At 61.6% G+C, this 21,962-nt stretch carries 17 protein-coding genes, 2 tRNA genes and 1 riboswitch; of the genes, 3 read left to right on the plus strand and 16 right to left on the minus strand.

Annotated features, from left to right (window positions below):
• Window positions 1-102 precede the first annotated feature (102 nt).
• Window positions 103-379, minus strand: a riboswitch (cobalamin riboswitch).
• Between the two features lie 59 nt (window positions 380-438).
• The 10 genes from HS961_RS13910 to infA all read right to left on the minus strand — a co-directional run bounded on the left by HS961_RS13910 (window position 439) and on the right by infA (window position 12,106).
• Window positions 439-1,419, minus strand: a complete 981-nt coding sequence (locus HS961_RS13910; protein ID WP_182322915.1) for a LysR substrate-binding domain-containing protein — start codon at window positions 1,417-1,419, stop codon at window positions 439-441.
• A gap of 154 nt (window positions 1,420-1,573) precedes the next feature.
• Window positions 1,574-2,956, minus strand: a complete 1,383-nt coding sequence (locus tag HS961_RS13915) for an MFS transporter (protein ID WP_182322917.1) — start codon at window positions 2,954-2,956, stop codon at window positions 1,574-1,576.
• A gap of 82 nt (window positions 2,957-3,038) precedes the next feature.
• A complete protein-coding gene (locus HS961_RS13920) occupies window positions 3,039-4,715 on the minus strand; it encodes a hydantoinase B/oxoprolinase family protein (protein ID WP_182322919.1) in 1,677 nt (558 codons plus the stop codon).
• Between the two features lie 2 nt (window positions 4,716-4,717).
• Complete coding sequence (locus HS961_RS13925; protein ID WP_182322921.1) at window positions 4,718-6,820, minus strand: hydantoinase/oxoprolinase family protein; 2,103 nt, start codon at window positions 6,818-6,820, stop codon at window positions 4,718-4,720.
• A 424-nt stretch (window positions 6,821-7,244) separates the two neighbouring features.
• On the minus strand, window positions 7,245-7,547 hold the full coding sequence (yfaE, locus tag HS961_RS13930) for a class I ribonucleotide reductase maintenance protein YfaE (RefSeq protein ID WP_182322923.1): 303 nt from the start codon (window positions 7,545-7,547) through the stop codon (window positions 7,245-7,247).
• The gene (gene nrdB / locus HS961_RS13935) at window positions 7,544-8,677 is read right to left on the minus strand and encodes a class Ia ribonucleoside-diphosphate reductase subunit beta (RefSeq protein ID WP_182322925.1); all 1,134 of its coding nucleotides are present in this window, start codon (window positions 8,675-8,677) and stop codon (window positions 7,544-7,546) included. Before nrdB ends, yfaE begins: the two co-directional genes overlap by 4 nt.
• A 14-nt stretch (window positions 8,678-8,691) precedes the next feature.
• On the minus strand, window positions 8,692-10,953 hold the full coding sequence (nrdA, locus tag HS961_RS13940; RefSeq protein ID WP_412101599.1) for a class 1a ribonucleoside-diphosphate reductase subunit alpha: 2,262 nt from the start codon (window positions 10,951-10,953) through the stop codon (window positions 8,692-8,694).
• 496 nt (window positions 10,954-11,449) lie between these two features.
• A tRNA-Pro gene (locus HS961_RS13945) sits at window positions 11,450-11,526 on the minus strand.
• 145 nt (window positions 11,527-11,671) lie between these two features.
• Window positions 11,672-11,748: transfer RNA gene (locus HS961_RS13950), tRNA-Pro, on the minus strand.
• 109 nt (window positions 11,749-11,857) lie between these two features.
• The gene (infA, locus tag HS961_RS13955; protein ID WP_182322929.1) at window positions 11,858-12,106 is read right to left on the minus strand and encodes a translation initiation factor IF-1; all 249 of its coding nucleotides are present in this window, start codon (window positions 12,104-12,106) and stop codon (window positions 11,858-11,860) included.
• A gap of 456 nt (window positions 12,107-12,562) precedes the next feature.
• On the opposite strand from infA, the gene HS961_RS13960 reads away from it, so the two are divergent.
• Together HS961_RS13960 and HS961_RS13965 are read left to right on the plus strand one after the other, a co-directional pair.
• Window positions 12,563-13,042 (plus strand): EVE domain-containing protein, encoded by a 480-nt coding sequence (locus HS961_RS13960; protein WP_182322931.1) that lies wholly within the window; start codon window positions 12,563-12,565, stop codon window positions 13,040-13,042.
• A gap of 138 nt (window positions 13,043-13,180) precedes the next feature.
• A complete protein-coding gene (locus HS961_RS13965; protein ID WP_182322933.1) occupies window positions 13,181-13,495 on the plus strand; it encodes a DUF2322 family protein in 315 nt (104 codons plus the stop codon).
• Here HS961_RS13965 and HS961_RS13970 read toward each other — a convergent pair.
• The 3 genes from HS961_RS13970 to HS961_RS13980 all read right to left on the minus strand — a co-directional run bounded on the left by HS961_RS13970 (window position 13,468) and on the right by HS961_RS13980 (window position 16,680).
• Window positions 13,468-14,250 carry a glutamine amidotransferase gene (locus HS961_RS13970; protein WP_182322935.1) on the minus strand — a complete coding sequence of 261 codons (783 nt, stop codon included), beginning with the start codon at window positions 14,248-14,250 and terminating at the stop codon, window positions 13,468-13,470. The genes HS961_RS13965 and HS961_RS13970 overlap by 28 nt on opposite strands.
• Window positions 14,251-14,345: 95 nt before the next feature.
• Window positions 14,346-15,458 (minus strand): YbdK family carboxylate-amine ligase, encoded by a 1,113-nt coding sequence (locus HS961_RS13975; protein WP_182322937.1) that lies wholly within the window; start codon window positions 15,456-15,458, stop codon window positions 14,346-14,348.
• On the minus strand, window positions 15,448-16,680 hold the full coding sequence (locus tag HS961_RS13980; RefSeq protein WP_238347605.1) for a cation:proton antiporter: 1,233 nt from the start codon (window positions 16,678-16,680) through the stop codon (window positions 15,448-15,450). Before HS961_RS13980 ends, HS961_RS13975 begins: the two co-directional genes overlap by 11 nt.
• Window positions 16,681-17,476: 796 nt before the next feature.
• On the opposite strand from HS961_RS13980, the gene panS reads away from it, so the two are divergent.
• Entirely contained in the window at window positions 17,477-18,430 is a 954-nt protein-coding gene (gene panS / locus HS961_RS13985) for a ketopantoate/pantoate/pantothenate transporter PanS (RefSeq protein WP_182322939.1), read from the plus strand.
• 31 nt (window positions 18,431-18,461) lie between these two features.
• Here the strand turns inward: panS and HS961_RS13990 are convergent, their stop codons facing one another.
• From HS961_RS13990 to HS961_RS14000, 3 genes are all read right to left on the minus strand, one after another.
• Complete coding sequence (locus HS961_RS13990; RefSeq protein WP_182322940.1) at window positions 18,462-19,337, minus strand: TIGR03915 family putative DNA repair protein; 876 nt, start codon at window positions 19,335-19,337, stop codon at window positions 18,462-18,464.
• Window positions 19,338-19,340: 3 nt separating this feature from the next.
• Window positions 19,341-20,669: a putative DNA modification/repair radical SAM protein gene (locus HS961_RS13995; protein ID WP_182322942.1), complete on the minus strand. Its 1,329-nt coding sequence runs from the start codon at window positions 20,667-20,669 to the stop codon at window positions 19,341-19,343.
• A 231-nt stretch (window positions 20,670-20,900) separates the two neighbouring features.
• Entirely contained in the window at window positions 20,901-21,860 is a 960-nt protein-coding gene (locus HS961_RS14000) for a tripartite tricarboxylate transporter substrate binding protein (RefSeq protein ID WP_238347606.1), read from the minus strand.
• Window positions 21,861-21,962: the final 102 nt, after the last annotated feature.

A 21,962-nucleotide genomic window follows, 5' to 3' on the forward strand; every position in this document is an offset into this window, starting at 1 on the left:
GGCTGCACTGCACGCAACTGCCCCCGGGACGGGGACGCGCGAAGAACCGCCGTCCACACCCCGCAGACAGTTGAAAGAGCACGCCCCGGGCAAGGCCAAGGCGCACTGCGACTAGGAACAGGCCGGTCTCCGGGCTTACAGGCGGTGCGGCGCTGGCGCGCTGACCCGGTAACCGGTCTTCCCAGGGTATGGGCGTCCTGTTGCCTGGCAGGCAGGGACGCATTCTCAACCCCAGTGACTGGGCCCGCGTGGGAGCGGGCCGCATCGGCTACTTTTCCTGTCTACCGTTGCGGGGGCAGCCAAGGCTTGGGGGAGCGCACTCCCGACCTTGTTCCCGTTTCACTCGCGGCATGCGAGCACCTGTAGATAGGCTTTTTTCAAAGCGCAGCCAGTGTACCAGCCGCCAGCGCTTGCAGCGTGATTCAGTAACGGCCTGTGTCAGCTGGGCGATACAGCGCTGGCTTGGAGCGGGGATTCGCTCTGGACCAGACGCGTTTCGTAGCCAATAAAGTCGCTGCTGCGCAGCTTGCCCAGCAACCACTGCCGAAAGCTGGCCTGGATGGCTCCCTCACCGCCGCCACGGCGTGTATAGAGGTGGAACTTGGGCGTTTGTGCCATTGGCAGTTGGCGCAGTAGCTCCGCCCCAAAGGGTGCCAGCAGCTTGCCGCTGTGGATGTAGCTGAGCGCATCGACATAGGACAGCAGGCCCACGCCCTGCCCGCTGAGAACGGCTTGTAGCATTGCATCATGCGTGTGCAGCAGCATGGGGCTGACATGCTTGTCGCCGGGCTGCAGGCCCAGCATCTCGTAGATGTCCTGCCACAGGCTGTTGTGGCTGAGCGGGGAGATCAGCCGGTGGTGGTGCAGGTCCTGCGCGTTCAGCACCGGGTGCTCGGCCAGCAACTGCGGCGTGGCCACGATCACCTTGAGGTCTTCAAGCAGCGGGGTTTCGTCGAGGTCATCGACACCGCCATAACCCCAGACGATGGCCGCGTCCAGGTCGCTGGCATCAAAGGATGGCATCTCGACACCAATGGAGATGCGCAGGTCCAGCGCCGGATAGTCCTTGGTGAAGGACGGCAGCGAGCGGATCAGGTACTGGGTCGCAAAGTAGGGACTGACCTGGATATGGAACTTGGCCTCGCGCTGGTTGGCGCGCACCGCTTCCAGCCCCTGGCTCAGCGCGTCCAGACCTTGCTCCACATAGTGGTACAGCGTTTGGGCATCGGCACTGGCCAGCAGGCCCCGGGTTCCCCGCTCGAACAGTTGCATCTCCAACACGCTCTCCAACTGCTTGAGTTGCTGGCTGGCGGCCTGCGGGGTCAAACACAGTTCATCAGCGGCCTTGCGGATCGATCCATGGCGGTAGATGGATTCGAACACGCGCAGCGGCTGCAGGGGCGGGAGCTTGTACTTCATGGAGGGGCGCCGGGCAAAGACAGACAGGGCCCGAGCTGGCGCTGATTATAGGTGGCAGCCTGGTGCTGACCGCCTTTGGCGCCCTGCCCTGTGCGCCCATGAAAAACGCATCCCACTACGGATGCGTTGTGCTTTGGCTGTTGCCCAGGCCTCTTTACTGCACCGGATCCCCACGCATGGGCAAGCCGGTGCGGTCCTTGCTGCTCAGCAGCGCAATCAGCCCGACGACCGCCGCCCCAATCAGGTAGTAGGCCGGAACAATGGGGTTGCCCGTCCTGGCAATCAACCAGGAGTTGATCATCGGCGCCGTTCCGGCAAACATCGCCACGGCCACGTTGTAGCTCAGTGCCATGCCTTTGAAGCGCACCTGGGTATGGAACATCGACGGGATGATCGAGTAGATGCTGCCCAGCAGCATGGCCAAGCAGAAGTTCAGCACCATCAAGGACGAGATCTTGGCGGCGGTGCTGCCCTCCAGCAGCAGCTGAAAGCACGGCACGGCCAGCACGGCAATGGCCAGGCTGGCGGCGGTCATCATGGTCTTGCGGCTGAACTTGTCGGCCAGCATGCCCATGAGGGGGATCATCACCACCAGAAACAGCTGCGGGCCCAGCGACAGCTTGAGGCCGGTGGCCACATCCACATGCAGTGCGCTGACAAAGTAGGTCGGGATGTAGGTGACGACGGTGAACAAGGTCACATTGGTTACGATGATGATGCCGGCGGACTGGAACAGCTCCTTCTTGTGGGTGGCGAACAGCACCTTCCAGCTGGCTTGGGCCAGTGCATCATGCTGCTGCTTCATCGCGACAAAGGTGGGGGTCTCTTCCAGGTACTTGCGGATATAGAGGCCAATGGCGCCCAGCGGCAGTGCGATCAGAAACGGAATGCGCCAGGCCCAGTCCAGGATCTGGTCGGCGCTGAAAAATACCGTCAGGATGGCCGAGACCGAGGCACCAAAGAAGAAACCGGCCATGCAACCCACCTCGACCCAGCTGGTGAGCAAGGTGCGGTTGCGGTCCCGGCAGTACTCGGCCACAAAGATGGCAGCGCCGCTGGCCTCGCCCCCGGCGGACAGGCCCTGCATCAGGCGCAGCACGATCAGCAGCAAGGGCGCGGCAATGCCGATGCTGGCATAGCCCGGCAGCACACCAATCAGGAAGGTGGAGATCGCCATCATGATGATGGTGATGGTCAGCACGCGCTTTCGGCCGTACTTGTCACCCAGCGAGCCAAAGAAGATGCCGCCAATGGGCCGGGCAAAAAAGGCAATCGCAAAGGCCGCCCAGGAGGCGGTTACCTGCATCGTCGGCGAGCTGGTGGCAAAGAAGACCTTGCCGAGCACCGCGGCCAGGTAGCCATAGACGGAAAACTCGAACCACTCGACAAAGCTGCCAACCACCGAGGCCAGCACCACGCGGTTGAGCTCTTTGGACTGCACCGCGCGCGGCGCCGCTGTCGGGGATGGGGACGACCCGTTCGAAGGGATTGCACTGGGGGCGGCAAAGCCATCTGCCATGGGAGTGTGGGTGTGCATCGAGAGTCCTTGGTGTCCTGCAGGGGGGGGAAGAAAAGTGGGTGCGGACCAGCGGCCCTTGCCGCTGGCCATGGTCAGGCGATCAGGCCGGGTTCAGCGGCTTGGCCTGGGCGTATTGGGCATTGGCTTGCTCGGCGCTGATATAGCCATAAGCCACATCGCGCTGCACCAGCGCGGCGGGGCGCAGTGCCGCATCGCCGTTGCCGCCGCCGCCGGGCAAGTCCAAAATCAGACGGCGCCCGGCCGGGATCTGCTGCTTGCCCTTGCCGCGCAAGGCGGTACCGTCGTCCAGCGACACCTTGCCCAACGCGCCGCTTTGGCCGCCGTTGTGGCCCCGGGCCGCAAAATGCACGCGGTCAAACATGGCGTTCAAGTCAAACTCAAAGCCCTCGGCCGAGCCCACCTCGATGCGTTGGCCCAGGCCGCCCCGCCAGCGGCCGGCGCCGCCCGAGTTGGGTCGCAGCTCTTTGCGCCAGATGATGATGGGGCCAATGCTCTCGGTCACCTCGACCGACATGGCCTGCACGCCGCTGGGGAAGGCCGTGGCGCTCAGGCCATCGCTGGAGCGGCGCGCACCGGTGCCACCGGTGTTGAACATCAGGATCTCGTGCTGCTGGTTGCGTGTGGCCTGGCTGATACCCTTGAAGCGCATCTGCAGGTTCCACAGGGAGCTGGCCCCTTCGGCCGGGATCTCGCCCTGGCAAATGGGCTGCAGCGCGCCCAGCACCACATCGGGGATCAGGTGGCCGATGACATGGCGCACGGACACCGGGCGCGGGCGGTGGGCATTGAGGATGCAGTCCTCGGGCGCACTGATCTCAAAGGGCTCCAGCGAGCCCCAGTTGTTGGGGATTTCCGGCGCAATCGCGCACTTGAGCGCATAGGAGGCATAGGCCTTGGTGTAGGTCAGCGGCACATTGATGCCGTAGCGGCTCGGGTCCGAGGTGCCGGCAAAGTCGGCGCGCAGCTTGTCGGCCGCAATCTCCACGGCCACGACCAGTTCGATGGGCTTTTCATAACCGTCCACGGTCATCGCATAGCGCTGGGTGCCATCGGGCAAGGCGGCGATGCGCTCGCGGGTGGCGCGCTGGCTGTTCTCGAAGATGAAGCCGGCCAGGTCTTCCAGGTCACGCAGCTCAAACTCGGCCAGCATGCCCTTGAGGCGGCGCATGCCGGTGGCATTGCAGACGGCCAGCGAATGGAAGTCACCAATCACCTGGTCGCGCTCGCGCACGTTGTTGCGCAGGATTTCGATCAGGTCCTCATTCAGTGCACCGGCGCGGAAGAACTTCATCGGCGGTATGCACAGGCCCTCTTCATAGACATCGCTGCCATCCGGCCCAAAGCCGCGCCCGCCGATGTCCACCACGTGGGCGGTGGCGGCAAAGTAGCCGATGTGCTCGCTGTGGCCGTCGCGGCCATAAAACACCGGGGTGACGACGGTGATGTCGTGCAGGTGGCCGGTGCCCAGCCAGGGGTCGTTGGTGACCAGCACATCGCCATCTTGCAAGGTGCTGCGCTCAAAGCGCTTGGCAAAATGCGCGACCGACTCGGCCATCGAGTTCACATGGCCGGGGGTGCCGGTCACGGCCTGGGCCATCATGCGGCCCTGCTTGTCGAACACGCCGGCCGACAAGTCGCCCGCCTCCCGCACGCTGGTGCAAAAGGCGGTGCGGATCAAGGTGACCGCCTGCTCTTCCACCACCGAGATAAGGCGGTTCCACATGATTTGGTAATGAACGTCTGTATTGTTTGCCATGATCACACTCCGCTTTCGATGCGTTCTACGAGCATGCAGTCGTCCGACTGCAGCACGACCTTGAAGCCCGGGCTCACATAGGTCGAGGTTTCCTTTTCCACAATCACCACGGGGCCGGGCACCGCCTGGCCCCGGGGCAGGCCCAGGCGCTCATAGATATCGCAGGCATAAAACTGTCCGAGCTTGCCGTCGAAGACTTCGCGGCGGTCCAGCACCGTGCCGGCGCCCTTTTGCGGCGTGCCGCCCTGCTGCAACTCCGCTCTGGCCGGCGGCAAGGTCTTGGAACGCAAGGACAGTGCCCAACTCACCACCTCGATGTCGAGGCCGTCGATGGCGTGGCCGAACAAGGCCACATAGTTCTGCACAAAGGCTTCGTTGAGCGCGGGCACGCTGTCCGGCCCAAACTGCTGCACGGGCACCGAGACGGGAATCTCCCAGCCCTGGCCGCAGTAGCGCATAAAGGCGCGCAGCTCCTTGACGGTCTCGCCGTCGTAACCGGTGTCGTGCAAAAAGGCGCTCACCTCGACTTCCATCTCGCGCAGCATCTGGTTGACAGCCTCGCCATCGAACTGGCTCATGCGCATCACCGAGCTGCGCAGCGACTCATAGGCAAAGGGCGCCCGCAAAAAGCCGATGGCCGAGCCCACGCCGGCGCCCGTTGGGATCAGCAGGCGATGGATGCCCAGCTTTTCACAGAGGCGCACGGCATGCAGCGGCGCCGCGCCGCCGTAGGCGATCATCGTGTAGGTCTCCAGGTCCTGGCCGGACTCCACCGCATGCATGCGCGCAGCATTGGCCATGTTCTCGTCCACCACTTCGGCCACCGCATAGGCTGCGCGTACGGCATCCAGGCCTTGGGCCTCGCCCACATGGGCGGCCATGGCTTTCTCGGCAGCGGGCATGTCGAGCCGCATGCTGCCGCCAGCAAACCTTGCGGGGTCGAGCTTGTGGAGCAGCAGATCGGCATCGGTCACCGTGGGACGGGCGCCGCCGCGGCCGTAGCTGGCTGGTCCGGGCTCGGAGCCCGCGCTTTCCGGCCCCACGCGCACCTGGCGCATATCGTCCACATGGGCAATGGAGCCGCCGCCCGCGCCGATCTCGATCATCTCGATGACCGGTATCGAGATCGGCATGCCGCTGCCCTTTTTAAAGCGGTAGCTGCGCGCCACTTCAAACACCCGCGCCGTCTTGGGCACATGCTGGTCGATGAGGCAGATCTTGGCGGTGGTGCCGCCCATGTCGAAGGAGACCACCTTGTCCTGGCCGTACTTGGCCGCAAAATCGCTGGCGTAGATAGCGCCGCCGGCCGGGCCGGATTCGAGCAGGCGCACCGGGAACTCGGCCGCATTGGCCAGCGACATCAGTCCGCCGCCCGAGTGGATCAGGTAGAGCGGGCAGTGCATGCCCTCTTCCACCAAGGCCTGGGCCAGGCGCTGCAGGTAGGACGACATCAGCGGCTTCACATAGGCATTGGCGCAGACGGTGTTGAAGCGCTCGAACTCGCGGATCTGGGGCGATACCTCGCTGGAGATAGACACCGACAGCTGGGGCAGCGCCTGGGCAATCAGCGCGCGCACCCGCTTTTCATGGACCGGGTTCTTGTAGCTGTGCATGAGGCCCACGGCCACGCTGTCGTACTCGCCCTGGCGCAGCTGGGCAATCACTTCCTGAACCTGCGCCTCATCCAGCGCCTGCAGCTCTTGCCCTTTGGCATCAAGCCGGCCTGCCACGGTAAAGCGGTGGTTGCGGGCAATCAGCGGTGCGGGCAGCTGGATGGCCAGGTCGTACTGCTCAAAACGGCCTTCGTTGCGCATCTCGATCACATCGCGAAAACCTTCGCTGGTGATGAAGGCGGTCTTGGCGCCGCGTCGCTCGATCAGCGAATTCGTCGCCAAGGTCGTGCCGTGGATCACCGTGCCAATCTGCGATGGCGCAATCCCCGCCTGGGCTGCCGCCTGTTTGAGGCCGGTGACGATGGCGCGCTCGGGTTTTTCATAGTCCGTCAGGACCTTCTCGCTGAACAGGACGCCATCGACCTCCAGTGCGATATCTGTGAATGTGCCGCCGATGTCTGCCCCGGCGCGTGTGACTTGGCTTTTTGCCATCTGGTATCTCCGAATCATGCAAGCTGTATGGATCAGAAGCTCTGATCTGGCAGCGATGATCAAGTGATCGCCCAGTCGGCGCAAACAAGAAATTCGAGGGCGGACACAAGCCTGGCTTCGCGGGTAAAAACCATTACGCGCTAACCCGGTGGCCATGCACGGCCACAGTGCATAGAAGACTGTTTTTGGCAGCCCATGCACCAGGGCTGCGCGCTACTGCACCATGTGGCGGCGGCCTGCACCAAAGCCGGGTGGACGGGTGCCGCCAAGCCGCCAGAGATGCTTGTGTAAAGCTTGGAAGGGCAACAAAAAAGTGAGGCTATAGGCGCGCCAGGCTTGAGCGATGGACTGCTTCAGGCAGCGGATGCAGTCACAAAAAAAGCCCCAAGCAAAGCTTGGGGCCTGTGTGCCGAACGGCAGCAGATTACAGATCCAGAGCGAGCTGGCTCTTGTCCTCGGCGCTGGCTTCCACTTGCCGGAGGCTGCATTCCACCTTAATGGGGGTCTTGACCACGCAGCAGCAGGGAACCACCTCATTCGGCCCGACAAAGGCCAGCGGCTCCTGGGTGTAGACGACTTCGCCTTCCAGCAAGGTGAGGCGGCAGCTGCCGCAATAGCCACCACGGCACTGGTACTCCACATCGTGGCCGGTGCGCTCCAACGCCTCCAGCAGGGTCTCCCCTGGCAGTACGCGTATGAGCCTGTCCGTGGTGCTGACGGTGGTCACAACTCGATTCCGCTCAGGTCATCCAGCGAGACTTCGGCGTTGATCTGGCCAACCAGGTAGGAGCTCAGCTCCACCTCTTGCGGGGCTACTTGCACGGTGTCGGACGACAACCAGGTGTTGATCCAGGGGATCGGGTTGCTCTTGGCATTCTCGAACGCGGGCTTGAGGCCGATCGCCGACATGCGGATATTGGTGATGTACTCCACATACTGGCTCAGGATGTCCTTATTCAGGCCGATCATCGAGCCGTCGCGGAACAGGTACTCGGCCCACTGCTTTTCCTGCAAGGCCGCGGTCTTGAACATCTCAAAGCATTCCTGCTCGGTCTCTTTGGCAATCTTGGCAAAGTCCGGGTCGTCTTGGCCCGAGCGCATGATGTTGAGCAAGTGCTGGGTACCGGTCAGGTGCAGCGCTTCATCACGGGCGATCAAGCGGATGATCTTGGCATTGCCCTCCATCAGCTTGCGCTCGGCAAATGCGAACGAGCAGGCAAAGCTCACATAAAAGCGGATGGCCTCCAGAATGTTCACATTCATCAGGCACAGGAACATCTTCTTCTTGAGCTGGTACACATCGATCTCATGCACCACACCATTGATGGTGTGGCTGCCGGCGCCCAGCTGGGCGTGCAGCATGGCATCGCGGATCAGATCGTCGTAGTAGGACGAGATATCGCCCGCGCGCAGCTTGATGTTCTCGTTGCGCATGATGTCGTCAAAGATCACCGAAGGATCATTGACGATATTGCGCAGGATGTGCGTGTACGAGCGCGAATGGATGGTCTCCGAGAACGCCCAGGTCTCAATCCAGGTCTCCAGCTCCGGCAGCGACACCAGCGGCAGGAAGGCCATGTTGGGGCTGCGCCCCTGGATGGAGTCCAGCAAGGTCTGGTACTTCAGGTTGCTGATGAAGATGTGCTTCTCGTGGTCGGGCAGCTTCTGGTAGTCGATCCGGTCCTGCGTGATGTCCACTTCTTCAGGGCGCCAGAAGAACGAGAGCTGCTTTTCAATCAGCTTCTCGAAAATCGGGTACTTCTGCTGGTCGTAGCGGGCGACATTGACCGGATTGCCAAAGAACATCGGTTCCTTGAGCTGGTCATTGTCAACCTTGGAAAAGGTGCTGTATGCCATGGCCTTCTCTGTCCTTAGATCTTGCAGGCGCCGCTGGCGCAGTCGTCTTCTGCAGCCGCGCTCTGCATGTCCTCGGCACCGTCACGGGTGTTGTGGTAGTACAGCGTCTTGACACCAAACTTGTAGGCCTGCAGCAGGTCCTTGAGCAATTGCTGCATAGGCACCTTGCCATCGGCAAAGCGCTGCGGGTCGTAGTTGGTGTTGGCCGAGATGGACTGGTCGACAAACTTCTGCATCAGGCCCACGAGCTTGAGGTAGCCATCGTTGTTAGGCATTTGCCACAGCAGTTCGTACTGGCCCTTCAAACGGTCAATCTCCGGCACCACCTGGCGCAGGATGCCGTCCTTGGACTGCTTGACCGACACAAAACCACGTGGAGGCTCGATGCCATTGGTCGCGTTGGCGATCTGGCTGGAGGTCTCCGATGGCATCAGCGCGGTCAGGGTCGAGTTGCGCAGGCCATGGGTCTTGATCTCGGTGCGCAGGGTTTCCCAATCGAGGTGCAGGGGCTCGTCGGTCAGCGCGTCGATGTCCTTCTTATAGGTATCGATGGGCAGGATGCCGGCGGCGTAGTTGGTCTCGGCAAAGGCCGTGCAAGGACCGAATTCGCGCGACAGCTGCACCGATGCCTTGAGTAGGTAGTACTGGATGGCTTCAAAGGTGCGGTGGGTCAGGCCATTGGCCGAACCGTCGGAGTAGCGCACGCCGTTCTTGGCCAGGTAGTAGGCGTAGTTGATCACGCCCACGCCTAGCGAGCGGCGCTTTTCGGTCGCGACGCGGGCAGCGGCCACCGGGTAGTCCTGGTACTCCAACAAGGCATCGAGTGCACGCACGATCAGGTCGGCCAGCTCTTCTAGCTCGTCGGTCGATTCCAGCGCGCCCAGGTTGAAGGCGGACAAGGTGCAGAGCGCGATTTCGCCATTCTCGTCCTTGATGTCTTCCAGCGGGCTGGTGGGCAGCAGGATTTCCATGCACAGGTTCGACTGGCGAACCGGCGCCACAGCCGGGTTGAAGGGGCTGTGGGTGTTGCAGTGGTCCACGTTCTGGATGTAGATACGGCCAGTGCTGGCACGCTCTTGCATCATCAGCGAGAACAGCTCCACCGCTGGCAGGGTGCGCTTGCGAATGGATTCGTCGTTCTCGTACTTGACGTACAGCTCTTCGAACTTGTTCTGATCGGCAAAAAAGGCCTCGTACATGCCAGGCACATCATGGGGCGAGAACAGGCTGATGTTCTGGCCCTTGATCAGGCGCTGGTAGAGCATGCGGTTGATCTGGATACCGTAGTCCAGGTGGCGGATACGGTTTTCTTCAACGCCACGGTTGTTCTTCAGCACCAGCAGCGACTCGGCTTCCAGGTGCCACAGCGGGTAGAACAAGGTGGCTGCACCACCGCGCACGCCCCCTTGCGAGCAGGACTTGACGGCCGACTGGAACATCTTGAAGAAAGGCAGGCAGCCGGTGTGCTGCGCTTCGCCGCCACGGATCTCGCTGCCCAGGGCGCGGATGCGGCCGCCGTTGATGCCGATACCGGCGCGCTGCGACACGTACTTGACGATGGCGCTGGTGGTGGCGTTGATGCTGTCCAGGCTGTCATCGCACTCGATCAGCACGCAGGAGCTGAACTGGCGCAAGGGCGTGCGCACGCCGGACATGATGGGCGTGGGCAGCGAAATCTTGAAACGCGAGACGGCATCGTAGAAGCGCTTGATGTACTGCAGGCGGCGGTCGGCTGGGTACTTGGCAAAAAGGCTCATTGCCACCAGCACGTACAGAATCTGCGGGCTCTCGTAGATGCGCTTGGTCACCCGGTTCTGCACCAGGTACTTGCCTTCGAGCTGCTTGACGGCTGCGTAGGAGAAATCCATATCGCGCCAGTGGTCGATAAAACCATTGATCTCGTCGTACTCTTCGCGGCTGTAGTCGGCCAGCAGGTGCGGGTCGTACTTCTTCAGCTCGGTGAGCTTTTGCACATGGTCGTAGAGGTGCGGCGGTTCGAACTGGCCAAAGGCAATCTTGCGCAGATGAAAGATGGCCAGGCGCGCTGCGACGTACTGGTAGTCGGGCGCGTCTTCAGAGATCAAATCCGCAGCGGACTTGATGATGGTTTCATGGATGGCATCGGTGCGAATGCCGTCATAAAACTGAATGTGCGACTGCAGCTCGATCTGGGAGACCGAAACATCGCGCAGGTCTTTGGCAGCCCAGTCAATCACTCGGTGGATTTTGTCCAGGTCGATAGGCTCAACGCGACCGTCACGCTTGGTGACTCTCATAGTGGTTGTCTGGTTCATTTGCGATGTTTCTAATGGGATAAAAGACGCAGAACCACCGGTGCGAGACGCAGCCGTCCCGCGCCAAAACGCGCCAGGCAATGCAGGCGCGTAAAGGCTGACGTGAGAGCTGAGAGGAAACCGGTGGGGAAAGCGGCGGACACTACATATGGTGTCTATGGGCTTGAGTGTACGCTACCTGTAGCGTTCTGTGCAGCAACCACATGGGCCAGATTTCTGCTAGGCAAGGCTGGATTCAGAGAAGAATGCAGCAAAATCAACGCGCATTGGATCGGTAAATATATGTATCCAGGACGGCACAGTCCCCGATCCTGGCAGGGGCATCGCGCTGCACTTTAGCTGGCCATCGCCATCTTGTTGTTCGTGCTCGGCAGCCACGGATTGCAGCGTATTCACTACTCGCCGTGAAGTTGGCTGAATACGGAGCACACAAATGAAAAACCTGCTGCACTTGCATGCAACAGGTTTTCAATAAGGATGGTCGGAGCGGTGGGATTCGAACTCACGACCCTCTGCTCCCAAAGCAGATGCGCTACCAGGCTGCGCTACGCTCCGACTAAGCCGCTATTGTATAACGTCTCGGACCCTGCAAAAGACAAAAATGATTACTTTGGCAACATTAAATCTGCGGGCACCATGGCGTGGCGCGAGCAAAACAAAAAACCTGCTGCACTTGCGTACAACAGGTTTTTAAATGGAATGGTCGGAGCGGCGGGATTCGAACTCGCGACCCTCTGCTCCCAAAGCAGATGCGCTACCAGGCTGCGCTACGCTCCGACTAAGCCGTTATTCTAACCAGGGTTTGGGCAGTGGTTTTTCGTATTTGACGATTTTTTTACAACTGCCCTGCTCGCACCAAGGCGCAACACTTGCTGCGCCCTAGCCATTAGCGCTGCGATGGCGCTGGGCCACGGCCAGGCAGGTGACGGAAAGTGATACGGCCCTTGCTCAAATCGTAAGGCGACATTTCCAGCGACACCTTGTCACCCGCCAGAATGCGGATGTGGTGTTTGCGCATCTTGCCGCCCGTGTAAGCAATCAGCTCATGACCGTTTTCCAGCTTCACGCGAAAACGCGAATCAGGCAACACTTCGGTCACGGAGCCTTGCATCTCAATCAGTTCTTCTTTAGCCATATAAGTCGACGAATCCTTGTCTAGTGGTGCATGCGCGAAAACAGATTCTCGCGATGCTGATCTGTGTGCCACCAGCAGCGGTGGCTTTCCTGGGCTCTGGGTATGTCCTTGCGGACCATGAACCCTGTCATCCCTTGCAATACAGATACGGCCCGAAATATTCGGTGCGTACCAGCCGCTCCAAGCCGCGCGGTGCCCGGCACCAGGCGCTCCCTGCGCTGTAAAAGCTTGCAAAGCTCTCTATTGTACTATGTACAGGGGATTTATGCGCAGCGCATTCATGCATAAACGGCGTAGCGTCTTCGCTGGTCCTTTCTTGTGCGTTAAGAGCGCATTGGCTGGTGCCGCTTGCCAGCGCCGCGGTAGCCGTTACCCGCACATCGCATCGGTTAGCATCACCCGCAAAGCGCCCTCGCCTTTCCCCTCCTCACAACCCAGCCCAAAAACCGCCCCACCATGAACGCTGCCCCCCGCTACTGGTTGATGAAGAACGAACCCGATGAATATGGGATCGACCAGGCGCTCGCCGCGCCTGATGCCACGATTGCCTGGGACGGCGTGCGCAACTACCAGGCGCGCAACTTTATGCGCGATGGCATGCAGGTGGGCGATGGGGTGCTGTACTGGCATTCCAGCTGCGCCGAGCCGGGCATTTATGGCATCGCCCGCGTTGCAGGCAACTTGCGGCCGGATGCCAGCCAGTTCGATGCCCAGTCCAAATACTTCGACCCCAAGTCCAAGCGGGAGGCGCCGCGCTGGCTGATGCTCGATGTGCAGGCACTGCGCAAGATTGAACCCATCAGCGTGGCCGCGTTGCGCCAGTACCCGGAGCTGCAAGACATGCGGGTGCTGCAAAAAGGCAATCGCCTGTCGATCACGCCGGTGGATGCCGTGCATTGGGACTTCATCATCGGCTTGATCGAGGCGCAGCGCTAAAGCAACTGCTGGAGAGCCGGCATGCGCCCTCCCCTTGGGCAGAAAGGCAGTACGGCATAATGCAAAAACACCTTAGCCACCCATGCCTTCAGCAGGGGTAGCTATTTTTTTGATACCCATTTCGCACCCAAGATCACCATGGCTTTCGCTGACAATCTCCAATCCCTGCCCGCCATCGACCATATCGCCGAGCTGCAGCTGATCGATGCCGATGGCCAGCTGGCAGCCAGCATTCCGAATGCGCCGGGCAAGGCCGGCTCGGTGCGGGTGTACAACGCCTTGGCCGCCAAGCATGGCGGCATCAATGTGGCAGCGGCTGAAGAAGGCCTGCAGATCTTTGCCGAGCATACCGACGACGCCAAGGCCCGCCCCGGCGCGCATCCCAATATCGACCGCCTGCTGGAGGTGATCGCCTCCGGCAAGGGCTATACCGTCAAACTCGTTTCGGCCTGAGCGGCTTGGGGCTCTTGCCCCGCCGATGCAACTGCCGGCTGGCGTGCATAGGCTGCAACAAAGCGCTGCAGCATCTGCTGTGGCACAGGGGTTTCGGCCAATTGGCCCAGCATGGCATCCGGGTCAAAACCTTCTGATTGCAGCACCTGCGCACGCAGTTGGATGCAGGTTGCCGCAATCGCCGGGCTGAACTCGGGATGGAATTGGGTAGACACCGCATTGGGTCCGTAACGCACAACCTGGTGCGGGTCATGCGCTGAACGGGCGAGCACCTGGGCACCCGGTGGCAGCTCCAGCACTGTCTGCATATGGGTCAGGTTGGCTTTGAAGCGCGAGCCAGCGCCTGCAAGCAAGGGCTCGGCCTCGGCGCCTGGCAGCAGATCGATATCCAGGCAGCCCATTTCGCGGCCCTGCGGGTGGTAGTCCACCTTGCCGCCCAAGGCATGGGCCATCAGCTGGTGGCCGTAGCAAACGCCAAACAGCGGAAATGCCTGCGCCATCGCATCGCGTATCCATTGGGCTGTTGCCTCGCTCCAGGGCACCAAATCCGTCACCATCGCCCAGGATCCGGTGATGATTGCGGCGCTGTGTGCGCCATGCGGCGGCAAGGGCTCACCCTCGAAAACGCGAACCACCTCAAAGGCAGGCCCTGCGGCGAGCACGGCGGAGAACCACAATGGCAGATCGCCTACCTGGGCGCGGATGTCGTCGGGCGGGGTGCCGACCTGGATAAGTAGCAGAGGTTTTGCAGACACGGGGCAATACAGAAGAAGGGATGGCTGCTGCACTGTAATACAAGCCAGCCCTTCCAGACGCCTAAATTTGCCCGCGCTCCCCGGCGTTTGGTACTTCAATAACGGAACCGCAAGGTCGACTGCCGCACCACCTCAGGCAATTGCTGGGCTTGGGCATAGGCCTCGCGCAGGCGGCTCGCGTCGTTAACGCCCTCATTGACGGTCTTGCGCAGCTGCTGCAAAGCCTCTTTGCTGTTCTCCGGCACATAGGACTGGATGCGTTGCAAGGTCAGCAAGATATGCTCGCGCAGGCCAAAGGACTCGCTGGTCGCTGGGTCCACATAGGCGCCCTCCAGGCCAAAGCGGCAGGCCTGGAAGCGGTTGTAGGTGTAGACCAGGTAGTCGTCCTCGCTGGGCTCAAAGGGCTCTTCGGCCAGAAACCAGGCCCCCAGCGCCTGCACATAGGCGGCCAATGCCACAGCGCGTTCAATGGACAGCGGAGTGTCAAACACGCGCACCTCCACGGTGCCAAACTCGGGCTTGGGGCGGATGTCCCAGTAAAAATCCTTCATGCTGTGGATCACGCCGGTGGCGGTCATCTTGTCGTAGTAGCGCTCAAAGTCCTCCCAGTGCAGCGCAAACGGCGCCCGGCCCGACAGCGGAAACGCAAACACCGAGTTCAGCCGCGCCGAATCAAAGGCGGTGTCCTGCCCCTGCACAAAAGGGCTGGAGGCCGACAGCGCAATGAAGTGCGGGATATAGCGCGAGAGCCGGTGCAGCATCATCAGCCCTGCATCGGCACTGGGGCAGCCCACATGCACGTGCTGGCCAAAGATGGTGAACTGCTTGGTGAGGTAGCCGTAGAGCGCGGTGATCTCTTTGAAGCGCGGCTTGTTGTAGATGCGCTGCTGGTGCCACTGCTGGAACGGGTGGGTGCCGCCGCCAGACAGCGCAATATTGAGCTTGTCGGCAGCCTTGACCAGCGCATCACGGGTGACGCTGAGCTGCTGGTAGGCATCCTGCGCATCGGTGCAAATGCCGGTCGATATCTCGATCATGCTGGTGGTGACCTCGGGCACGATCGAGCCCGGCACCTGCGCATTTTTCAGCAGGGCCAGCATATCGGGGGCATAGGGGGTCAGGTCATAGTGGTTGGTGTTGACCAGTTGCAGTTCCAGCTCGACGCCCAGAGTCAACGCCTCGGATTGTTGAAAAGCTTCAAGTGTCATGGCGTTTTTCCTTGCTGGTAAGGGCGGACAGGCCAATGCCCCGGTGCGCCTCGCCGCTGCGCCACAAAGCCAGCGAGGCCAGCAGCACGCCGATCACCTCGCACAAAACAATCATCGGCAGCGCGATGGAGGACACACTGATCGCCACCTCGGGGTTGACCGCTGCCCACTGTGCCACCTGGGCTGATGCAATCAGCAAAGCCAGGCCCGAGCTGGGCGATTGCGCGCAAGCCACCGGCCACTGGCGCAGCCAGCCAATGCCCGTACCGGCCCCGAGCAACAGCACACCGCCCATCTTGCCCAGCAACCGCGCCAGGCTGGCGGCGGCCACCACACTGATCAGCGCAGCGCTGGGCGCCATCTGCCCGGCCATGCTGGCCACCAGCACAAACATCAGCAGATTGAGCATCGTGTTGCCGGCCATAAAGGCCGAGGGCCAGACCATCGGCTTGGGGCTCAGATTGCGCAGCATCACCCCGGCCAGCACAAAGCCCAGCGCTGAGGAGCCGCCCAGGCGCTCGGCCAGCAAGCTGGCGGCGACCAGCACGGCCAGCATGTAAAGCGCGGTGGAGTCACTGCGGGAAGAGGTCCAGCGCAGCACCGGCCACAAAACAGCTGTGGTGAGCAAGGCCCACAACAGCGTCAGGCCCAGGTTCCACAGCAAATGGCCCATGCCCGCTGCCGTCAGCACCAGGCCCGATTGCGCATCCGTGCCCGGAACAGGCGACCACGCCACCGTGATCACCAGACCCAGCACCAGCGCATAGATGCAGCCCAGGGTGGCCATCAGCAAGCTGCGGTCGGTCACGGCACCGCTGGAGCGCAGATCGGAAGAGATACGCAACAAAACGGAGGGCGATGCCGCCATCGCCACCACGCCGACCCCGAGCGACACGGCCCAGCCCATGCCCAGCAACTGCAAGGTGCCCGTCACCAGAACCAGCGCAGCCATCGATTCCACCAGGCTTTGCAGCAGCAAAAATGGCTGTCGCAACAGCCATTTCAAGGAGATTTGGGACGCTGCAATCAGCATGCTGGTGCCCACGGCCGTGTGCAGCAGCACTTGGGTATTGCCCTGCAGCGGCCAAGGCAGATCGCCAAAACCCAGCCAGCCGGCGAACAAGCCGACTACCGTGTAGCCAAGCATGCGCGGAAAGCCGGTCAGGCGGAACACCATGTGACCGGCCAGCGCTGCGGCCGCCACCAGGATGCACCAACTCATCAAAGGGCCAACACTGTGTTCAAGCCAGCCGCCTATTTGCGGCAGCGGCATATTGGATGCTGCATGGGGTGGCATATCTGCACCCTCCTCCCAAAATGGTGTCCCGCTGGCAAGGCCGCGGGGCACGGAGCTATTAATGGATCAGCAGCGGCGCTGGAGCGCGACTGAGAGACTGAAGATGCATGGCTCCACTGCTACCTAGAGTTTGTAAGCACAATGCATCAGATCGTTAACCAATCTCAACGACTCTACTGGATGAACCGGCACTTGCTGTCACAGCATGCAAGCAAAGGGCACAAAAAGCCTGCAGTCCTACAATGAAGAAGGCTTTGCCGGAGTCTTTCACAGGGGCTCCTGCGCATGGATGCAGGCGCGCCGTGGCCCTACATACTGCTATCTAGAACGTAGCAGCTAAGGGGTACAAATCATGCCAGCCATCAATGCGTATAAGGCCGTAACAGCGCGGCTTGTTGCCCAAGGCGGGGATGCGGTGCGGCAGCCAGGTTATATCCGAGCGCTTTGCACTGCCACCTGCTCACAGGGCCAACCAGTTGCAGTCGTAACCTTATGATGGCGCCACTGATGCGGCTAGCCAAAAGCACCCAGCGCTTGCCCGCTACCACCCTGTAGCCCGCGTTCATCGCCCCTCGTTAGTCCTTGGCCACCACCCCTGGCCTGGCAGGGCAGCCGATCCGCCATATCGCATCACCCTCCTCTCGCTTGTCTGCGCCCAGCCACGCATCGGGCTTGCCCGTTTGCGCAGCGTTGGCGCCATGTTTTTGGTCTGGATATTTCCGTGCTTGCCTTGTTGACCCGTCTTTTCCCTGTCTGGGCCGCTGTGATGGCGCTGGTGGCCTACAGCCTGCCATCGGCGTTTTTGGGCTTCAAGCCCCATATCGCCCAATTGCTGATGCTGATCATGTTCGCGATGGGGGTGACCCTGCGTGTGAGCGATTTCAGCCGGGTGCTGCAGCGCCCTGCCCCTATAGCGGCTGGCCTGTTTTTGCACTACCTGATCATGCCCCTGGCCGCCTGGCTGATTGCCAAGGCGCTGAACATGCCGCCTGAGCTGACGGCTGGCATGGTGCTGGTGGGCAGTGTGGCCAGTGGAACATCGTCGAATGTGATGATTTTTCTGTCCAAGGGTGATGTGGCGCTGTCGGTCACCATCAGTGCGCTGTCTACCCTGGTGGGCATTGTGGCCACGCCGCTGCTGGCACGCCTGTATATCTCGGCATCGATCGATGTGCCGGTGAGCGCGCTCTTGATGGAGATTGCGCAGATCGTGCTGCTGCCCATTGGCCTGGGTCTGCTGCTCAACCATTTCTGGCATGCGCAGATCAAGCGCATCGAGCGCGTGCTGCCTCTGGTGTCGATGGTGGCGATTTTGCTGGTGCTCTCCACCGTCGTGGCACTCAGCCGTGACCGCATCGCCACCGTGGGCGGCGTAGTGATCGCGGGCGTGATTGCGCATAACCTGATCGGCTACCTGGGTGGCTACTGGGGCGGCCGCCTGCTGGGCTTTGACAAATCAGTCTGCCGCACCTTGGCCATTGAGGTGGGCATGCAGAACTCGGGCCTGGCTGCCAGCCTGGGCGCCAAATTCTTCAGCCCCATGGCTGCGCTGCCGGGCGCGATTTTCTCGGTATGGCACAACATCTCCGGCTCGCTGCTGGCCGGTTACTGGTCCAGCCGCCCGACGGGCACGGCCAACGACCATGTACGGCGCGAAGACGTCTCGCTGCACTGAGCCAAAGGCTTGCGCATTGGCAACCTGGCGCTCAGGCGTGCTCGCCGAGCGCATCGGCCTCCAGCATGTGGCCGGTGCGGCTGCGGGCGCCTGCCACCAGGCCGCTGATCAGTTGCGCTTCGGGCAGGTTCTTCCAGTAGCGGCGCGGCATCTCGCGCAGCATGGCCTGCTCTTTGAGGCGTGCTGGGTTGAAGGTGGATTGGTAGTAGGCCAGCCATAGCGACTCGCCGGCATCGGGCCCCGGGGCATCTTGCGCCCGGCCCCCAGCGGCAAACTGCAGCTGCTCCAGATCCCAGTGCACGCTGCACTGGGGCGTCAAAATCACCCAGCGCATGCTGGTAAAGCGCCGCATAAAAAAGCCCGCGGCCTCTCGCACGCAAAAATGGTCGGGCTCAAACCAGGCGATGTGCAGCTCCCGGCCCTGCGCATCCCGGCTGGGCCGAAAGCGCACAAAGGCATGCATTTTGTGGATGTCGCGCCCAACGGCCCGGGCCATGCGCTCAATCTCACGCCAATCGCCATCCAAGGCATCGCCCGCCAAGCCTGGCCATTGTTGCACCCGCCACAGCCAGCGGTAGCACAGTGCAAAGCGCCCCGGGTGGCTGTGGCAGCAGGCATTGCGCAACAGGCCCAGCTGCGCGGCCTTCAGGCGCAGCGGCTGGCCGGGCGGGCAAGGCAACTGGTCCAGCATGTCCGGCGTCAGCGCCTTGCCAGCCAGGCTGCCGGCGGCATCGGCTGCAAACAAATCGTCGCCAGCGCTCTGGTCGCTCAAGGCATCAGACCAGCGCCAATGCAATGCTTGCGGATCGACGTTGAGGGCCAGCAGCACGCGGGCTGCTTGGCGGAAGCCGGCAAAATCATCCGGGCCGTCCAGCGCAACCACCAGGGAATCGGTTTGTGCTTGCATGGTTTAAAACAGCGCCATTTGCGCAAGCACCGGCATCTGCATGCCGCTGTGATGCCGCTGGGTGCTGCCGTGTTGCATCTTGCCCAGCAACTGCTGGCGCAGCGAGCTGCTGTCCAGCATGCCCAGCGGCGGGTGGTAGTCATCCAGCTCTACAAAGGGCAAGACCTTGCTGGTGGCGACCCGCAGCTGCTGCAAATCAGCCAGCCTGAGCCTGCGCACCATGCGGGCGGCCAGAAGGCGCTGCACGCTGCCCACGCCCAGCCCGGGCACGCGCAGCAGCCACTGTTTGGGCGCACGGTTGAGGTCCACCGGGAAATGCTGGCGCTGCGACAGCGCCCAGGCGAGTTTGGGATCCAGCTCCAGATCCAGCATGCCGCCAGCCGCCGGCGCGGTGATCTCTGCATGGCTGAAACCGTAAAAGCGCATCAGCCAATCGGCCTGGTAGAGCCGGTGCTCACGAATCAGCGGCGGCGCCTGCAAAGGCAGATCGGCCGAGGCATCAGGAATGGGGCTGAAGGCCGAGTAGTACACCCGGCGCAGGCGCTGGCCAGTGTAGAGGCCGCTGCTGGTGCGCAAAATGGTTGCGTCGTTGGCGCTGTCTGCACCCACAATCATTTGCGTGCTTTGGCCTGCCGGCGCATAACGGGGGGCCGCTGCGCGAGCGGTTTGGCGCTGGCGCGGCATGGAGACAAGTTTTCCGTTCTGCTGGTCTTGCGTCTGCTGCCGCGCAACCTCGATATGTTCCGCCACCTGGTGCATCGCCAGCGCAATGCCGGCGGCATTTTTCTCAGGGGCTAACTGCTCCAGCCCTTGCTCGGTAGGCAGCTCGACATTGATGCTGAGGCGGTCGGCATAGCGCCCCGCCTGGGCCAGAAGCTCGGGCGAGGCATCGGGAATGGTCTTGAGGTGGATATAGCCGCGAAAATCATGGTCTTCGCGCAAGCAACGCGCGACCTCCACCAGCTGCTCCATCGTGTAGTCAGACGACTGGATGATGCCGCTGGACAGAAACAGCCCTTCGATGCAGTTGCGGCGGTAAAAATCCAGCGTGAGCGCCACGACCTCAGCAGCGCTGAACCGGGCGCGCTGCACATTGGAGCTTTTGCGGTTGATGCAGTAGCGGCAGTCGAAGATGCAGAAATTCGTCAGCAGGATCTTGAGCAAGGAGACGCAGCGGCCGTCCGGCGTGTAGCTATGGCAGATCCCCATGCCCTCCGTCGATCCCATCCCCTTGCCGCCCACCGAATCGCGGGGCTTGCTGCCGCTCGATGCACAGCTGGCATCGTATTTGGCGGCATCGGCCAGGATCTGGAGTTTGGCGAGGGTTTGCATAGGAGAACTGTATGTATTTACAGTATTCTAGCAAAATGGCATGCCTAACACCAGTACTGATCGCCGCATCTGCCACCAGATGTGTCAGCGCCCCGCCGCTGTGCAGGGTACTGGCTAAGCCAAAAAGGGCCGGTCAGAGGGCAACGGGTCAGCGAAAGTGGGCTTTTTCCAATAGCTGTATACATATACAGTTATTGGCATTCGTTGCAGCTTATCAGCCCTGCACCAAGATCAGGCCTGGGGCCCCAGCTTCGCCAACACCGCCTTTTCCTTCACCGATGACTCAGCGGCAAACTTCTTGTAGTCGGCGCTGTTCATGTAGATGGGCAGCATTTCAAAGCGCTGCAGCATGGCCTGGTAGCTTTCCATCTCCATCGCTTGCTTGAAGGCATTGTGCAAGGCGGTTTGCACATCGGCTGGCATGCCCTTGGGGCCCACCAGGCCAAAGGGCGAGTACTGCGTGGTGGGAAGGCCCAGCTCAATCAAGGTGGGGATGTTGGGCAAGGTCGGGAGGCGCTTTTCGGTCCAGACGTTCAAGGCGACCATGCGGCCCTGGTCCACATAAGGGATGACGGCGCTGGTGTCGGCTGCAACCATCACCTCGCCCGCCATCGTGGCGCGCATCAGCTCAGATGAGCCCTTGTAGGGCACATGCACAACATCCAGGCCAAGCTGCTGCGCAATGATGGCCGAGGTGACATGGGGGGAGGTGTAGGTACCCGTATTGCCCAGGGTCAGCTTGCCAGGGTTGGCCTTGGCCCAGGCGACCACATCCTGCCAGCTCTTGAGGCCGGACTGGGTGCTGGCCACCATGCAGAATGCATAGCCGGTGACATTGATGATGTAGCTCAGGTCTTCCACCGGGTTCCATTTGAGGCCGGTGGTAAACGGCAGGCGCATCACGCTCATCGGCAGCTGGGCGATGGTGTAGCCATCGGCTGCCGTGTTTTGCAGCTGACCGGCAGGCAGCGAGCCCGCAGCGCCTGGCCGGTTCTCGACCACAATCGGCTGGCCCAGTACCTTGGCCGCATTGTCGGCCAGCTGGCGCATGGTCAGATCTGTCGGCCCACCCGCAGGAAAAGCCACCACCAGCTTGATGGCCCGGCTTGGAAATGTCTTGTTGGCATGGGCCAGCGAGGCACCTACCCCCATGTAGGCACCCGCTGCCGTGGCTGCTCCTGCTTGCAACATGCTTCTGCGCGTCAACACCATCTCTTTGTCTCCGTATCGATCTATAGGCGACAAACAGTGTAGAAAAGCACCCTCTTCTACGGCGACGCCTGCGTGACATGG

Origin of the sequence: Comamonas piscis (assembly GCF_014109725.1) — a bacterium.
In the GTDB taxonomy this organism is placed as follows: Bacteria; Pseudomonadota; Gammaproteobacteria; order Burkholderiales; family Burkholderiaceae_C; genus Comamonas; species Comamonas piscis.

Coding starts and splice junctions, on each gene's coding strand:
- HS961_RS13990 (WP_182322940.1), bottom strand. CDS start 19,337: ATGCAAGCACAAACCGATTCCCTGGTGGTTGCGCTGGACGGCCCGGAT.
- HS961_RS13995 (WP_182322942.1), bottom strand. CDS start 20,669: ATGCAAACCCTCGCCAAACTCCAGATCCTGGCCGATGCCGCCAAATAC.
- HS961_RS13960 (WP_182322931.1), top strand. CDS start 12,563: ATGAACGCTGCCCCCCGCTACTGGTTGATGAAGAACGAACCCGATGAA.
- nrdB (WP_182322925.1), bottom strand. CDS start 8,677: ATGGCATACAGCACCTTTTCCAAGGTTGACAATGACCAGCTCAAGGAA.
- HS961_RS13980 (WP_238347605.1), bottom strand. CDS start 16,680: ATGAGTTGGTGCATCCTGGTGGCGGCCGCAGCGCTGGCCGGTCACATG.
- HS961_RS13965 (WP_182322933.1), top strand. CDS start 13,181: ATGGCTTTCGCTGACAATCTCCAATCCCTGCCCGCCATCGACCATATC.
- infA (WP_182322929.1), bottom strand. CDS start 12,106: ATGGCTAAAGAAGAACTGATTGAGATGCAAGGCTCCGTGACCGAAGTG.
- HS961_RS14000 (WP_238347606.1), bottom strand. CDS start 21,860: ATGTTGCAAGCAGGAGCAGCCACGGCAGCGGGTGCCTACATGGGGGTA.
- HS961_RS13925 (WP_182322921.1), bottom strand. CDS start 6,820: ATGGCAAAAAGCCAAGTCACACGCGCCGGGGCAGACATCGGCGGCACA.
- nrdA (WP_412101599.1), bottom strand. CDS start 10,953: ATGAGAGTCACCAAGCGTGACGGTCGCGTTGAGCCTATCGACCTGGAC.
- HS961_RS13920 (WP_182322919.1), bottom strand. CDS start 4,715: ATGGCAAACAATACAGACGTTCATTACCAAATCATGTGGAACCGCCTT.
- HS961_RS13915 (WP_182322917.1), bottom strand. CDS start 2,956: ATGCACACCCACACTCCCATGGCAGATGGCTTTGCCGCCCCCAGTGCA.
- HS961_RS13975 (WP_182322937.1), bottom strand. CDS start 15,458: ATGACACTTGAAGCTTTTCAACAATCCGAGGCGTTGACTCTGGGCGTC.
- HS961_RS13910 (WP_182322915.1), bottom strand. CDS start 1,419: ATGAAGTACAAGCTCCCGCCCCTGCAGCCGCTGCGCGTGTTCGAATCC.